The following is a 13492-nucleotide window of genomic DNA, read 5'->3' on the forward strand; positions in this document are numbered from 1 at the left end:
ACGCTACCGGGTGAATCGCGGCCTCTGCCACGCGCGGTGATCCAGTAACACCACGCTCCCTCACAACGCTGTTACAGGAGCTGACTTCGCCTCTTCGGTCCCCGTACGCCCGTCCGCCGTCCCACCGGCCGGGGTCCGGACCGCCCCGGTCGCCACGACGCCCCCACGGCGTCCTCACGGAGCCCTCACCCGCGCCCCGGAAAAACCTCCGCCCGCCGTCCGGAAACCCCCCTTCGCGCACCCCTCAGGCCGCCTGGATCTCCAGCCGCGCGCTGAATTCCCGCACCGCCGGTTCCGTGCTGTACGGATCGAGCCGCTGCTGGAGATCGTCCAGATACTCCGCGCCCCGGCTGGAGCGCAACGTCCCCAGCAACTCCACCGCGCGCGTGCCGGTATGGCACGCCTGCTCCACCTCGCGCCGCTGGACCTGGGCGGTGGCCAGCAGGACGAGGCCGATCGCCCGCCGCCGGGCCCGGGACTCGGGATGGCCCTCCAGGGAGGCCGTGGCATGCCGGGCCGCCTCCTCCGGCCGGCCGAGATCGCGGTAGCAGTGCGCCAACTCGTCGGCGAGATAGGCGTGGTCGAAATGCGCGATCCAGTCCGGGTCGTCGCCCGGGCTGTCACCCGCCTGCTCCAGCGCGGTGACCGCCCGGCCCACCGCCGCCTCGCACGTGTGCGCGTCGCCGAGCAGCGCGTGGCCCCGCGCCTCGGCGGCGAGGAACATGGCCTGCGCGCGCGGCGGCACGTGCCCGCGCGCCCCCTCCTGCGCCGCCCGCGCCAACTGGGCGATCTCCCGGGGATTGCCGAGCTGCGCCGCCAGATGACTCATGGACGCGGCCAGCACATACCCGCCGTAACCACGGTCCCCCGCCGCCTGGGCCAGCCGCAGTGCCTGGATGTAGTAGCGCTGGGCGAGCCCGGGCTGGCCGGTGTCGATCGCCATGTAGCCGGCCAGCTCGGTCAGCCGGGACACGGCGGCGAAGAGGTCCCGCCCGACCGATTCCCGGTACGACCCCGACAGCAGGCCGGACACCACGCTGTTGAGGTAGTGGACGACGACCGGACGGACATGGCCGCTGCCGAAGCGGTGGTCCAGATCGATGAGCGCCCGCGTCATGGCCCGTACCGCCTCGACGTCGGAATCGCCCACCCGCGCACCGGTGTTCCGCGCGACCACCGCGTCGGCTCCCGTGATCAGCCAGTCCCTGCTGGGCTCCACGAGCGCCGAGGAGGCCACCGCGGCGCCGGACAGGAAGTCACGCCGGCCGACATCGCTGCGCCACAGCTCGCAGACCTGCTCTATCGCGCCGAGGACCGTCGGCGCGAACTGGAGGCCGACCCCCGAGGCCAGACTCTTGCCCTGGGACATACCGATCTCGTCGATCGTGACCGTACGACCGAGTTTGCGGCCCAGGGCCTCGGCGATGATGCCCGGGGCCCGGCCGCGCGGCTGCTGCCCGCGCAGCCAGCGCGCCACCGATGTCTTGTCATAACGCAGGTCGAGCCCGCGCTCCGCCCCCACCATGTTGACCCGTCGCGCGAGTCCCGCGTTGGAACACCCCGCTTCCTGGATGAGCGCCTGGAGCCGTTCGTTCGGCTGGCGCGCGACGAGTGGCCTGGCTGCCAATGGATACCCCCTGTAGCCGCAGTGATCAGCTCGGTGATCCCTGCCCGGCAAATATGCGAAGAATGCACATGTTCGGCGATAACGGAAATATTCGAGGATCGTCGGGAAACATCCGAAGGCACAGCCGGATCGGACCCTGCGCCGTTCACATGGTGACGGACCCCCGGGCCCGGCCACCCGGTAACCGCCGCGCCCCGTGCCGCGCGCCCCCGCCCGTGCATCCATGCGCCCCGCATGCGGGCGCACGCGGGATCGAGTGGCACCGCCCCGGACAACTCCGGGCGGCGGGCGCCATTGAGCGCCACCCGGGGCGTAACCGGCGGTGGCGGCGGGAGTTGTGCTGTTCGTGGAAGAGACCATCGGAGTGACGGACGCCGCGCGAAAGCCCCAGCGGCGGGCCGAGCCGCTGCCGGAGTGCGCGGTGCGGTATGCGGAAGAGCGGCACTGGGACGTGTTCCCCGGCACCTGGCTGGAGGCGGCGGAGGGCGAGGAGAACTGCTCCTGCGGCCGGCCGGACTGCCCCTCACCGGGGGCCCATCCGACCAGGCCCGACTGGGCGACGCAGGCCACGGGCAGCGGCGCGGCGGCACGGCGGCTGTGGTCGAAGCAGCCCAGGGCGTCGATCCTGCTCCCCACGGGACGCACCTTCGACGCGCTCGACGTACCGGAGTCGGCGGGCTTCCTGGCGCTGGCCCGGATGGAGCGGATGAACCTGACGCTCGGCCCGGTCACCCGCACCCCGGACCGGCGGATGCTGTTCTTCGTCCTGCCGGGCGGGGCGGTCCGGGCGGACGATCTCGTACGGAACGTGGGCTGGTCGCCGTCGTCGATCGATCTCGTCGCGCGCGGCGAAGGTCACTACGTGGCCGCCCCGCCGACCCGGATCGGCCGCGGCGGCGCCGTGCAGTGGGCCCGGCAGCCCACCCCGGCGAACCGCTGGCTGCCGGACGCGGAGGAGCTGATGTGCCCGCTGGTGTACGCGTGCGGGCAGGAGGCCGTCGCGGAACGGGAACGGCGTACATAGGGTGGGCCCCCGTAGATACGCGGTGTGGATACGGGACTCCGAAAGGCGATACGGGATGCCGGAACAGGCACGGGACCACATAGGGGCGGGCGGGGCGTCGGCGGCACCGCCCGCGGTTCGCGTCGAAGGACTGTGGAAGCGCTTCGGCGAGCAGGTCGCCGTCGCCGGGATCGATCTCGAACTGCCGGCGGGCCAGTTCATCGGGCTGGTCGGACCGAACGGCGCGGGCAAGACCACGACCCTGTCCATGGTGACCGGCCTGCTCCGCCCCGACCAGGGCCGCGTCGAGGTCGCCGGGCACGACGTCTGGCGGGATCCGGTCGAGGTCAAGGCGCGGATCGGTGTCCTGCCGGAAGGACTCCGGCTCTTCGAACGACTCTCCGGACGTGAACTCCTCGGCTACAACGGGCGGTTGCGTGGGCTGCCCGGCGCCGAGGTCGACAAGCGGGCCACCCAGCTCCTGGACGTACTGGACCTGGCGGGTGCCCAGCACAAACTCGTCGTCGACTACTCGACCGGCATGCGCAAGAAGATCGGCCTGGCGGCGGCACTGCTCCACAATCCGCAAGTCCTCTTCCTGGACGAGCCGTTCGAGGGCGTCGACCCGGTCTCGGCGCAGACCATCCGCGGCGTCCTGGAGCGCTACACCGCCTCGGGCGCGACCGTCGTCTTCTCCAGCCACGTGATGGAGCTGGTCGAGTCGCTCTGCGACTGGGTCGCGGTGATGGCGGCGGGCCGTATCCGCGCGCAGGGCACCCTCGCGGAGGTACGCGGCGACGCGCCGTCCCTGCAGAGCGCCTTCCTGGAACTGGTCGGCGCGCAGGGGCGCGACACCGGCGAGTCCCTGGACTGGCTGGGCGGCGCCCGATGAGCGAGAGCGCGGACGCGGCGCCGAACCCGGCCGCGACAACCGCCCCGGCGCCCGGCGATCCGGCACCCGGCGACCCGGAGCACGGCGGCCTCGCGTTCACCGCCCCGCTCCCCGTCGCGGCCGCCGGGGCCGGGGCCCCCACCCTCACCTTCGCCTCGCTCGCGCCCGTCTTCGTACGCCTGAAGCTGTCGCTGCTGCGCAACGGGCTCCGGCAGTCGTCCGGCCGGACGGCCGCGTACGTCACGACCGCGGTCCTCACGCTGCTCTTCACGGTGGGCCAGTTCGCCGGTCTGGTCCTGCTGCGCGGACACGCTCACGCGGACACCCTGGTCGTACTGATCACCGCCGTACTCGCCCTGGGCTGGGCCGTGATGCCGCTCTTCTTCCCCAGCGGCGACGAGACGCTGGACCCCACCCGGCTGGTGATGCTGCCGCTGCGCCCGCGCCCGCTGATCGGCGCGCTGCTCGCGGCGTCGCTGGTCGGGATCGGGCCGGTGTTCACGGTCTGCCTGCTGGTCGGTTCGACGGTGGCGACCGCGCACGGCGCGGCGGCGGTCGTCGTGGCGGTCGTGGGCGCGCCGCTGGCCGTGCTGGTGTGCGTGGCTCTGGCGCGCGCCGTCGCGACGGCCAACGTCCGGCTGCTGACCTCCCGCAGGGGCCGCGACCTGGCCGTCCTGAGCGGTCTGCTGATCGCCGTGGGCTTCCAGGGGGTCAACTTCGCCGTGCAGCGGATCAGTCAGGCGGGCGGCCTCGCGGCGCTCGACCCGGCGGCCCGGATCGTACGGTGGCTGCCGCCCGCGTCGGCGATCGGCGCGGTGGACTCGGCGAGCGAGGGCGCGTACGCCCGGGCCGTCCTCCAACTGCTGCTGTCCGTGGCGGCGCTGGCGGCGCTGCTGTACGGCTGGCAGCGCTCGCTGGTGAAGCTGATGACGGTCCCGGACGGTTCGACGCTGGCGGCGGCCGGACCGTCCCGCGACGCGTCGGAGGGGCGGCCCGGACTGGGCCGGCTGCTGCCGGAAGGGCGTTCCGGCGCGGCGATACGGCGCAGCCTGCTCTACGTGTGGCGCGACCCGAAGACGAAGGCCGCGTGGGCCGCGTCGCTGGCCGTCGGGCTGATCCTGCCGGTGATCAACGCGGTGCAGGGCCACGGCACGATCTACTTCGCGTGCTTCGCGGCCGGGATGCTCGGCGTGCAGATGTACAACCAGTTCGGCCAGGACAGCTCGGCCTTCTGGATGGTGGCCATGACCATCTCCTCGAAGCGGGACGCCTACGTCGAACTCCGCGCGCGGGTGGTGGCCCTGCTGGTGATCACCCTGCCGTACTCGACGCTCGTCACGGTGATCACGGGCGCCCTGCTGAACGACTGGCGGGCCCTGCCGGAAGCGCTCGGCCTGTCCTTCGCGCTGCTCGGCGCGATGCTGGCGACGGGGGCCGTGGCGTCGGCGACCTACCCGTACTCGATCCCGCAGGGCAGCTCCAAGAACGTGGCCCCGGGGCAGACCGGCCTCGCCGTGATCGCCATCTTCGGCGGCATGGTGGCGGCCGCCGCGCTCTGCGCGCCCGTGCTCGGGCTGACGCTCTGGCTGCACTTCGCGGGCGGCGCGGACAGGTGGTCCTGGCTCCTGCTTCCCCTGGGCGCGGCGTACGGCACCCTGCTCACGGCGGGCGGCCTGCGCCTGGCGGCCCCACGGACGGCGGCCCGCCTGCCGGAGATCCTGGCAGCGGTCAGCAAGGGCTGAACGGGGGCGGCGGGCCGGTGACGCCGAGCAGGACGTCAGGGCGTCAGGGCGTCAGGGCGTCAGGGCGTCAGGGCGTCAGGACACCGTTCAGGAAGGGTTCGATCGCCGCTCTCCAGGCGTCCGGCCGGTCGTAGTGGACCAGATGGCCCGCGTCCGTCACCTCCGCGTACTGACCGCGCGGGAGGACGCGGACCATTTCCTGGGCCTCCGCGCGGCCCAGCTCGCCGTCGAGCCCCCGGACGACCAGGGTGGGGCACTGGACCTGGGCCAGTTCCTCCCAGTGGGCGTCGTGGACCCAGGTCTCCCGGGACGTGAGCATCTGGCGGCGCGAGAAGACCGGGCGCCAGCCGTCCGGGCGCTCCGCCATCACCTCGGCGAAGAACTCCCCGCGCGCCGGCGTGGGCCGCTCCACCCAGGGGTCCTCCTCGCCGAACCACTTCCGTACGTCGGCGAGGGTCGCGAACGGGGCGGGCCACGCCCGGAACCAGTCCTCCCATTCCCGCTGGGACGCCGCCCCCAGCGCGGAGGCCCGCATGTCGCAGATGATCAGCGCCCGGACCAGGTCGGGGCGCTTCGCCGCGACCTGCCACGCGGTGAGCGCGCCCATCGAGTGGCCGACGAGCGTCACCGGCGCCAGCCCGAGCTTCTCGATCACGGCCTCCGCGTCGGCCACGTACGCCTCGCGTGTGAACGGCCCGTCCGCGGGCTTGTCGCTGCGGCCATGGCCTCGCTGGTCGAGCGCGACCGTCCGGTGCCGCTCGGCCAGCCAGCGCGCTGTGGAGGTCCAGTGCGAGGCCCTGCCCATGAGTCCGTGGAGCAGGAGGACGCCGGACGTCCGCTCCGGCTCCCCGCGCCCCTTCGACGGGTCGGCGAACTCCCAGGCGGCGAGGCGTACACCGTCCGCCGCGGTCACGTCGATGCGCTGCACCATGTCCCGGCACCCTTCGGTCTGGGGTCCTGAGCGGTCGAGTCCTGTTCAGCCGCGGCCCGATTCCGGTACGGCCGGCCACGCCAGACTATCGAACTCCTATTCGAAAACCTGGTTCTGGCGCACAACACCGCTCTTTCGAGTGACCACGCTCAAGGATTGCCACCGGCGGCCGAGGGGAGATTTGCTCCGGGAGGCGGGCCGCTCGGGGATGAGGGTCCGAGGGGGACGACCCTGGGAGCTCGGGGCTCCGGGTCAGCGCGGGGGAGGACCGGCTCCGGTGCCACGAGGCACCGGAGCCGTCCCCGTTCACCGGCGCCGGAAGAGAGCCACCGTGACATCGCGAGGCGTGATCACCGGACCACGCACCGTGTCCACGCCCGTCCACACGCATGACCCTGCCCCTCCCCGTCGTGACCATGTCGGCTGAAAAGCGGATTCCCCCGGTGGCCGCGCCTACGCCTCGCGGCCACCTCGAACACCCCTCGCATGCCCGCCGTGGGCACGGGCTCCGCCGGATCCGCGCGGACCCCGGTGCCGAACGTCCCGGCCTGCGGGGTTCCGCCCGACTGCCCGGCGTCCCCCCGTGCCCGGCGCTCTCAGCCCGTCCCCGGCGCCCGGTGTCCTCCGCGCCCGAGTACCCGGCGTTGCGAGTACCCGGCGTTGCGAGTACCCGGCGTTGCGAGTACCCGGCGTTGCGAGTACCCGGCGTTCCGAGTACCCGGCGTTCCGAGTACCCGGCGTTCCGAGTGCTTCGGCTTCCCTCAGGGCTTGGCCACGAAGACGTGCGAGGCCACCTCGGCCCCCAGCTCCGCCGCCTCGCCGCTGCTCCCGACCAGTACCCCGCCGGGGGACTCCGTCACACTCACCACGGAGCCGGGCTGCACGCCCGCCCTGCGCAGCGTGTACATGAGCTGGGCGTCGGTCTGGATCGGCTCACCGATCCGCCGCACCACCACGGTCTTGCCGTCGGCGCCGGGATCCAGCTCCGCCAGGCTCACCATGCCCGCGTCGAGGAACGGGTCGGCCTCCGCCTTCTCCCCCAGCTCGTCCAGGCCCGGGATCGGGTTTCCGTACGGCGACTCCGTCGGGTGGCGCAGCAGCTCCAGCACCCGCCGCTCCACCGCCTCGCTCATCACGTGCTCCCAGCGGCACGCCTCCGCGTGCACCTGCTCCCACTCCAGGCCGATCACGTCGACCAGGAGGCACTCGGCCAGCCGGTGCTTGCGCATGACGCGGGTCGCCAGCCGGCGCCCCTCGTCCGTCAGGTCCAGATGCCGGTCGCCCGCGACCTGCACCAGACCGTCGCGCTCCATGCGCGCCACCGTCTGGCTGACCGTGGGTCCGCTCTGGTCGAGCCGCTCCGCGATCCGGGCGCGCATCGGGACCACGCCTTCTTCTTCGAGTTCGAGGATGGTACGGAGATACATCTCCGTCGTGTCGATCAGTCCGGACATTCGTGCCCCTCGATAAATCGTGTGCGCTGGCCCTGACCCAATTCTGACGCATCCCCCTGACAACCGTGCCTCGCGGGAGGGAGGCGAAGCGGCTGGGACCGTACCGGTGTCGCGTAGTTGCCTTGACAGGGCAATGGTCCAGACCTCAACGTGATCCGCGGCGCCGACATTCCTCACTCCCCGGAAGGGCCTCCTCGATGAGCGCGAAGAGCGAGAGCAAGCTGGCCGGTCAGTTCTTCGATGCCGCGATCGGCCTGCTGCGGCGCGCACGGGACGAGGAGTCCGCGAACATCGCCGCGGCCGGCAGGGCGATCGCCGACACCGTCACCGGCGGCGGCCGGCTCTTCGCCTTCGGCGCCGGACACTCCTCGCTCGCCGCGCAGGACGTCGTCTACCGGGCGGGCGGTCTCGCGCTGATGAACCTGCTCGCCGTGCCCGGGACGGTGGGCGTCGATGTCATGCCGGCCACCCTCGGCTCCGCCCTGGAGCGGGTCGACGGCCTGGCGAGCGTCGTGCTCGACTCCAGTCCCGCCGCCGAGGGGGACCTGCTGGTGATCATCTCGCTCTCCGGGCGCAACGCGCTGCCCGTCGAGATGGCGATGGCCGCGCGGGCGCGGGGCCTGAAGGTCATCGGCGTGACGTCCGTGGAGTACGCGACGCGGACCACGTCCCGGCACCACACGGGGACGTTCCTCAAGGACCACTGCGACATCGTCCTCGACAACGGGATCGCCATCGGCGACGCGGAGCTGACGGCCGAGGGCGTCGAGGCGCCGTTCGGCCCCGCCTCCACGGTCGTCACCAGCGCCCTGATGCAGGCGATGACGGCTGCCGCCGCCGGGGAACTCGCCGAGCGCGGGATCGAGCCCCCGCTGCTGCGGTCGGGCAACGTGGAGGGCGGTCCCGAGTGGAACCGTCGCGTGATGAGCGAGTACCGCGACCGGATCTTCTACTGCCACTGACGTAGGCACGCCGTCGCCGTCGCGCGACGGCTCCGGTACGCGAGTGATCACTGAGGGCCCCGGGACAGCACCCCGGGGCCTTTATTCGTACACGCGTACCGAAGCCACCACTTTGCGTCACCAATCGGACAGTTGGCGAAAATCCGATCTTTTCCGGGATGGTCACAGTCCGGCAAAGTGACGGGCCCGACCACACCGCGCCCCGCACCCGGGGACCACACCCGCTCGGCCGCGTGCCATGCCGCGCCCCGACGCCGCACGGCCCGGCGGGGGTCGCGGACCGCGGTGACGGCGACCCCGGCATCGATCAGCTACCGCCCGTCGTCCGCTCGCGGACCGCACAGCGAGGAAACTCCCCCATGCTCTCCCTGCTGAGGGACCCCCGGGTCCTCCGGCGCGACGTACTCGCGTCCCTCGTCGTCTTCCTCGTCGCCCTGCCCCTCTGCGTGGGGGTGGCGGTCGCCTCCGGGGTACCCGCCGAACTCGGCCTGGTCACCGGCATCGTCGGCGGACTCGTCGTGGGTGTCCTGCCCGGTAGCTCACTCCAGGTCAGCGGCCCGGCCGCCGGCCTGACCGTGCTCGTGTACGAAGCGGTCAAGGAATTCGGCGCGGGCGTGCTCGGCGTCATCGTCCTCGTCTCCGGACTGCTCCAACTCGCCCTCGGCGCGCTCCGTTTCGGCCGCTGGTTCCGGGCGACCCCGGTCGCCGTGGTCCAGGGGATGCTGGCGGGTATCGGCCTGGTGCTGATCCTCGGCCAGGTGTACGCCCTGGCGGACACCGCGCAGCCCGCCGGCGGCCCCGGCAAGATCGCCGGCCTGCCCCGGCTGGCCGGCGGAATCGTCACGGACGGTACGACACCGACCGCGTTCCTCGTCGGCGCCGGGACCGTGGCCGTGCTGGTGCTGTGGCCCCGGCTGCCGGCCCGCGTCCGCGCGGTCCCGGGGCCGCTGGCGGCGGTCGCGCTGGCCACCGGGGCGGTGGCCCTGCTGGACCTGCCGGTCGCCACGGTGGAGGTGCGCGGACTGCTGGAATCGGTCCGGCCACCCGGCCTCGGCGACTTCGGGCGGCTGGCGGACCTGGCCGTGATCGGCAGCGTGGTCGCGTTCACCCTGATCGCCTCGGCGGAGAGTCTCTTCAGCGCGGCCGCCGTCGACCGTATGCATGACGGGCCGCGCACCGACTACAACAAGGAACTGGTGGCGCAGGGCGTGGGCAACACGGTCTGCGGGCTGCTCGGCGCGCTCCCGATGACCGCGGTCATCGTACGGAGCTCGGCCAATGTCCAGGCGGGGGCGCGGACTTCGCTCTCCCGGATCCTGCACGGCCTGTGGCTGCTGCTGTTCGCAGCGCTGCTGCCGGCCGCGATCGGGATCATTCCGGCGGCCGCGCTCGCGGGCGTCCTGGTCCACGCGGGCTGCAAGCTGGTGCCGTTCCGGGAGCTGGTCCCGTTGTGGCGTGAGCACCGGGGCGAGTCGGTGATCCTCGCCGTCACGGCGGTGGCGGTGCTGATCACGAACCTCTTCGAGGGGGTCGTCCTGGGGCTGCTGCTCGCCGTGGTCAAAACGGCCTGGGAGATCTCGCACCTGCACGTCGACGTACGCGCGCTCACCGGCGGGCGGCTGGTCGTGTCCGTCACCGGCAACGCCACGTTCCTGCGGCTGCCCCGGACCATGGAGCAGTTGGAGGAGCTGCCGAAGGACCGCCCCATCGAGCTGGACCTGTCCGGGCTGCGCCACCTCGACCACGCGTGCCGTATCGCCCTGGAGAGCTGGGCGCTGCGCCACAACGACGCGGAGACGGAACCGGTGAGGCTACGACCTCCGGCCGGCGCGGCCCGTACGGCTGCGGCCCCCACGGCCGTGGCGCCTACGGGCGGGACGCGTACGGGCGGGACGCGTACGGGCGGCACCCGTACGGGCGGGACGGACACCGGAACTCCCTGACCGTGCTCGCGGGCCGGCGGGTCCGTACCCGCCCGGCCCGTCAGTCGGACAGCACCCGCGAGAGGTCCAGGGACCCCGCCATCCGGATCGTCACATCCTCCGCGTACACCGCGTCCGGCCGTTCGAACGGGGCCCGGCTCGCCGCCCGGAGGAACGTCACCACGCCCAGCGAGCGGCCCCGGCTGCGCAGCACCGTGCACAGCGCGTGCACCGAGTCCGGCGGCCACTGACGGGAGGCCGCCCAGGTCGCGGACGGTACGGCGGAGGCGGCGGGCGCGGGCCGGGGGGCGCCGGTGCCGGCCGGGTGGGCCCCGGCGCCGGCCGGGTGGGCCCCGGCGCCGGCCGGATGCGCACCGGACATGGCGGCACCGCCCTGAGCGGAGCCCGGCCGGACGGCACCGGGCGCGGGCGAGCGCGCCGGGGCCGAGCCGGACGGCGCGCTGGCCCGCACCGAGCCGATCCGGTCCATCGCCTGGAGCGCGGGATGCCCCGCCATGTAGGGCACCGGTATCCCGCCCGAGGCCTGCGGCATGCTCGGGCCGGACTCGCCGCCCGAGGGCGTGGCCACCGCCCGTACCAGCCGTACCGGAGCGTGCGGGCCCGCCGGGGGCCCACCGGGCCGGTCCTCCACCACCAGATCGATCAGCGCGTGATCGGCGAAGCCCGCAAGCGCGAAGTCCAGGTAGACCGTCGCCGCCTCCATCGGGTCCTCGCACTCCGCCGCCGCCCGCCCGGCCCGGTGCAGCTGACTGGAGCGGAACCGCAGCCGGTCCGCCTCCTGCGTGGCCAGCTTCGTCTCCGTCACGTCCTGGAACATCCACCCCACACCCAGCGGGACCGGCTCCTCCGCCAGGGGGGAATCCAGCCGCAGGAAGCCGCTGCGCCAGCAGCGCCGCCGCTCGCCGTCGGCCGTACGGACCACCACCCACTGCTCGGCGAACGTGCTCGGGGCGCCTTCCGCGAGCACGTGGTGGAGCGCGGCCTCCAGCTCCTCGACGCCCTGGCCCAGCAGCTCACCGAGGGGCCGCCCGAGCACCGAGGGGCGGCCGGGGCCCAGCGCCTTCGCCGCGTGCGTGTTGACCACGGTCGGCCGGAGATCGACGTCGACGAGGACGACACCCCAGGAGGCGTCGTCGAAGAGCGCCTCACTGAGCGCGATGGAGCGTTCCAGGTCGATCTGCGCGTGCACCTCGCTGAAGGCGGAGTACACCCCGGCGGGCTTGCCGTCCGGCCCGCTCACCCTGGCGGACTGGGTTCGTACGAGCACCCTGCCGCCGTCCTTGCGCAGCAGCGCGAACTCGTGGATCTGCCGTCCGGGGGCGTCCATCACGGCCATCAGCCGCGCCTGGACCTCGCCCGCGTCGGCGGTCCGCACGGCCCATCCGGCGAATCCGTGCCGCCCGACGGCCTCCTCGGCGCTCCAGCCGAGCACGCGCTCCGCCTCGCGGTTCCAGTGGGTGACCACTCCGCCCGCGTCGAAGGCGCACAGCGCCGCGTCCATGCCGTCGAGCAGGGCCGCGAGCAGGTCGGCCCCCGGCCCGTCCCGCTCCGGCGCGGTGACGGCGTCCGGCTCGGACACGGCTCCTGGCTTGTCCGGTCCGGGCGCGTTGGTGGTCTCACTCCGAGCAGCAGTCATCCTGGCACCCCCTGGAGGACCTCTCCGCCTGTGCTGATGCACATACGATCATTCAACTGGAACGTGACCCAGCACACACAAGGTTCCCCGAAATCGTTACGTCCCTCAATTCTCCCCCCAAGACGGGCCGCCCACCATGCCCGCAGGGTGCCCGTGAGGCCGCCGCGTCAATATCTGAGAAATTCCCTTGAGCGCGGCCCCGGGGGCGTTTAGCGTGTAAAGCACACCGAAAGGAGGTGATCCGGAAGATGTATTCCATCCGGACAAGTGAGGTGGCTGCGGGCTGAGGCTCGTTGTCGCACTCTCGTAGTGCTCGGCCGGCCACGGCCGAAATCCCCAGCAGTCACCCGACCCGCAGGCCGCCGGTATGTCCGGCCGGCTCCCTCCCCGGAGGGACCATGGCCTGCGGGTCGTCCGCGTTCGCGGGGCGTCGCGGGGTGTCGCGGGCCGCGCGGGCCTCAGCCCTCAGCGGGACCCCGGGGTCACGGGCAGAGCCGCTCCACCCGCCAGGGCCCTTCCCCGCCGGACGCCGCCGCCCGCCGGCCCGCCTCGCGTACGTAGCGCAGCCGGTCGTGCAGCCTGTTCTCGTGCCCCTGCCAGAATTCGGCCGTCTCCGGCGTGACCCGGAAGCCGCCCCAGTGCGGCGGCACCGGGACCTGCTCGCCGTCCGGATAGCGCGCCGCCAGCTCGTCGTACCGCGTCAGCAGGTCGTCGCGGGAGGCGATCGGAGCGGACTGGTCACTGGCCCAGGCGCCCAGCTGGGAGCCGTGCGGGCGGGTACGGAAGTACGCGGCCGTCTCGTCGCGGCCGACGCGTGCCGCCGTTCCCGTGACGATGACCTGCCGGGCGACCGGGTGCCAGGGGAAGAGCAGCGAGACGTGCGCGTTCGACTCGATCTCGCGGCCCTTGCGGGACGTGTAATTCGTGAAGAAGACGAAGCCCCGCTCGTCGAAGGCCTTCAGCAGCACCGTGCGGGACGACGGCCGGCCGTCGGGGGTGGCCGTCGAGACGATCATCGCGTTCGGCTCATGGAGGTCGGCCGCGCTCACGTCGGCGAACCACCGCGCGAACTGCTCCATGGGGGCCGGCGCGAGGTCCGGCTCCAGCAGAGGCGTGGAACGGTACTGCGTGCGCATGACGGCGGGGTCCGGGTTCTCGTGAGACACGGGGGTCATCTTGCCGCAGCATCCCGCCGCGCCACCGGCGGGGGACGAACGCCGGGTCGGTCGGTCGAACCGCGCCGGCCCCGGGGCGTTCCCGAGGAGTCCCCGGCGAAGGCCTGGGCGAAGCTCCGGCGAAGTT

General features: G+C 73.0%; 10 protein-coding genes. 5 read left to right on the forward strand and 5 right to left on the reverse strand.

Annotation, left to right across the window (positions count from 1 at the left end; all coding sequences use genetic code 11):
- Nucleotides 1–244: 244 nt before the first annotated feature.
- Nucleotides 245–1627: a transcriptional regulator gene (locus ACIBAE_RS13265; protein WP_399284594.1), complete on the reverse strand. Its 1383-nt coding sequence runs from the start codon at nucleotides 1625–1627 to the stop codon at nucleotides 245–247.
- A 337-nt stretch (nucleotides 1628–1964) separates the two neighbouring features.
- Here ACIBAE_RS13265 and ACIBAE_RS13270 point away from each other — a divergent pair, with 337 nt between their 5' ends.
- The 3 genes from ACIBAE_RS13270 to ACIBAE_RS13280 are packed head-to-tail and all read left to right on the forward strand — an operon-like array spanning nucleotide 1965 to nucleotide 5264.
- Entirely contained in the window at nucleotides 1965–2651 is a 687-nt protein-coding gene (locus tag ACIBAE_RS13270) for a bifunctional DNA primase/polymerase (protein ID WP_399284595.1), read from the forward strand.
- Nucleotides 2652–2706: 55 nt separating this feature from the next.
- On the forward strand, nucleotides 2707–3522 hold the full coding sequence (locus tag ACIBAE_RS13275) for an ABC transporter ATP-binding protein (protein WP_399284596.1): 816 nt from the start codon (nucleotides 2707–2709) through the stop codon (nucleotides 3520–3522).
- Nucleotides 3519–5264 (forward strand): transporter, encoded by a 1746-nt coding sequence (locus tag ACIBAE_RS13280; RefSeq protein ID WP_399284598.1) that lies wholly within the window; start codon nucleotides 3519–3521, stop codon nucleotides 5262–5264. The genes ACIBAE_RS13275 and ACIBAE_RS13280 overlap by 4 nt, the downstream gene beginning before the upstream one ends.
- Nucleotides 5265–5331: 67 nt before the next feature.
- On the opposite strand, the gene ACIBAE_RS13285 is transcribed toward ACIBAE_RS13280, so the two are convergent.
- Both ACIBAE_RS13285 and ACIBAE_RS13290 read right to left on the reverse strand, forming a co-directional pair.
- Nucleotides 5332–6195 (reverse strand): alpha/beta fold hydrolase, encoded by an 864-nt coding sequence (locus ACIBAE_RS13285; protein WP_399284600.1) that lies wholly within the window; start codon nucleotides 6193–6195, stop codon nucleotides 5332–5334.
- 761 nt (nucleotides 6196–6956) lie between these two features.
- The gene (locus ACIBAE_RS13290) at nucleotides 6957–7649 is read right to left on the reverse strand and encodes a metal-dependent transcriptional regulator (protein ID WP_399284601.1); all 693 of its coding nucleotides are present in this window, start codon (nucleotides 7647–7649) and stop codon (nucleotides 6957–6959) included.
- A gap of 197 nt (nucleotides 7650–7846) precedes the next feature.
- On the opposite strand from ACIBAE_RS13290, the gene ACIBAE_RS13295 reads away from it, so the two are divergent.
- Together ACIBAE_RS13295 and ACIBAE_RS13300 are read left to right on the forward strand one after the other, a co-directional pair.
- On the forward strand, nucleotides 7847–8611 hold the full coding sequence (locus ACIBAE_RS13295) for an SIS domain-containing protein (protein ID WP_399284603.1): 765 nt from the start codon (nucleotides 7847–7849) through the stop codon (nucleotides 8609–8611).
- Between the two features lie 359 nt (nucleotides 8612–8970).
- Entirely contained in the window at nucleotides 8971–10554 is a 1584-nt protein-coding gene (locus ACIBAE_RS13300; RefSeq protein WP_399284604.1) for a SulP family inorganic anion transporter, read from the forward strand.
- A gap of 40 nt (nucleotides 10555–10594) precedes the next feature.
- Here ACIBAE_RS13300 and ACIBAE_RS13305 read toward each other — a convergent pair whose 3' ends face one another.
- Nucleotides 10595–12190 (reverse strand): PAS domain-containing protein, encoded by a 1596-nt coding sequence (locus ACIBAE_RS13305; protein ID WP_399284606.1) that lies wholly within the window; start codon nucleotides 12188–12190, stop codon nucleotides 10595–10597.
- A gap of 482 nt (nucleotides 12191–12672) precedes the next feature.
- Nucleotides 12673–13365, reverse strand: a complete 693-nt coding sequence (gene pdxH, locus ACIBAE_RS13310) for a pyridoxamine 5'-phosphate oxidase (protein ID WP_399284608.1) — start codon at nucleotides 13363–13365, stop codon at nucleotides 12673–12675.
- Between the last annotated feature and the right edge of the window lie 127 nt (nucleotides 13366–13492).

The sequence above is a fragment of the Streptomyces sp. NPDC051569 genome, from assembly GCF_044454085.1.
GTDB lineage: Bacteria > Actinomycetota > Actinomycetes > Streptomycetales > Streptomycetaceae > Streptomyces.

Excerpts from the sequence above, each read along its gene's own strand:
- ACIBAE_RS13275 (WP_399284596.1), top strand. The coding sequence starts at position 2,707 with ATGCCGGAACAGGCACGGGACCACATAGGGGCGGGCGGGGCGTCGGCG.
- ACIBAE_RS13280 (WP_399284598.1), top strand. The coding sequence starts at position 3,519 with ATGAGCGAGAGCGCGGACGCGGCGCCGAACCCGGCCGCGACAACCGCC.
- ACIBAE_RS13285 (WP_399284600.1), bottom strand. The coding sequence starts at position 6,195 with ATGGTGCAGCGCATCGACGTGACCGCGGCGGACGGTGTACGCCTCGCC.
- ACIBAE_RS13290 (WP_399284601.1), bottom strand. The coding sequence starts at position 7,649 with ATGTCCGGACTGATCGACACGACGGAGATGTATCTCCGTACCATCCTC.
- ACIBAE_RS13295 (WP_399284603.1), top strand. The coding sequence starts at position 7,847 with ATGAGCGCGAAGAGCGAGAGCAAGCTGGCCGGTCAGTTCTTCGATGCC.
- ACIBAE_RS13300 (WP_399284604.1), top strand. The coding sequence starts at position 8,971 with ATGCTCTCCCTGCTGAGGGACCCCCGGGTCCTCCGGCGCGACGTACTC.
- ACIBAE_RS13305 (WP_399284606.1), bottom strand. The coding sequence starts at position 12,190 with ATGACTGCTGCTCGGAGTGAGACCACCAACGCGCCCGGACCGGACAAG.
- pdxH (WP_399284608.1), bottom strand. The coding sequence starts at position 13,365 with ATGACCCCCGTGTCTCACGAGAACCCGGACCCCGCCGTCATGCGCACG.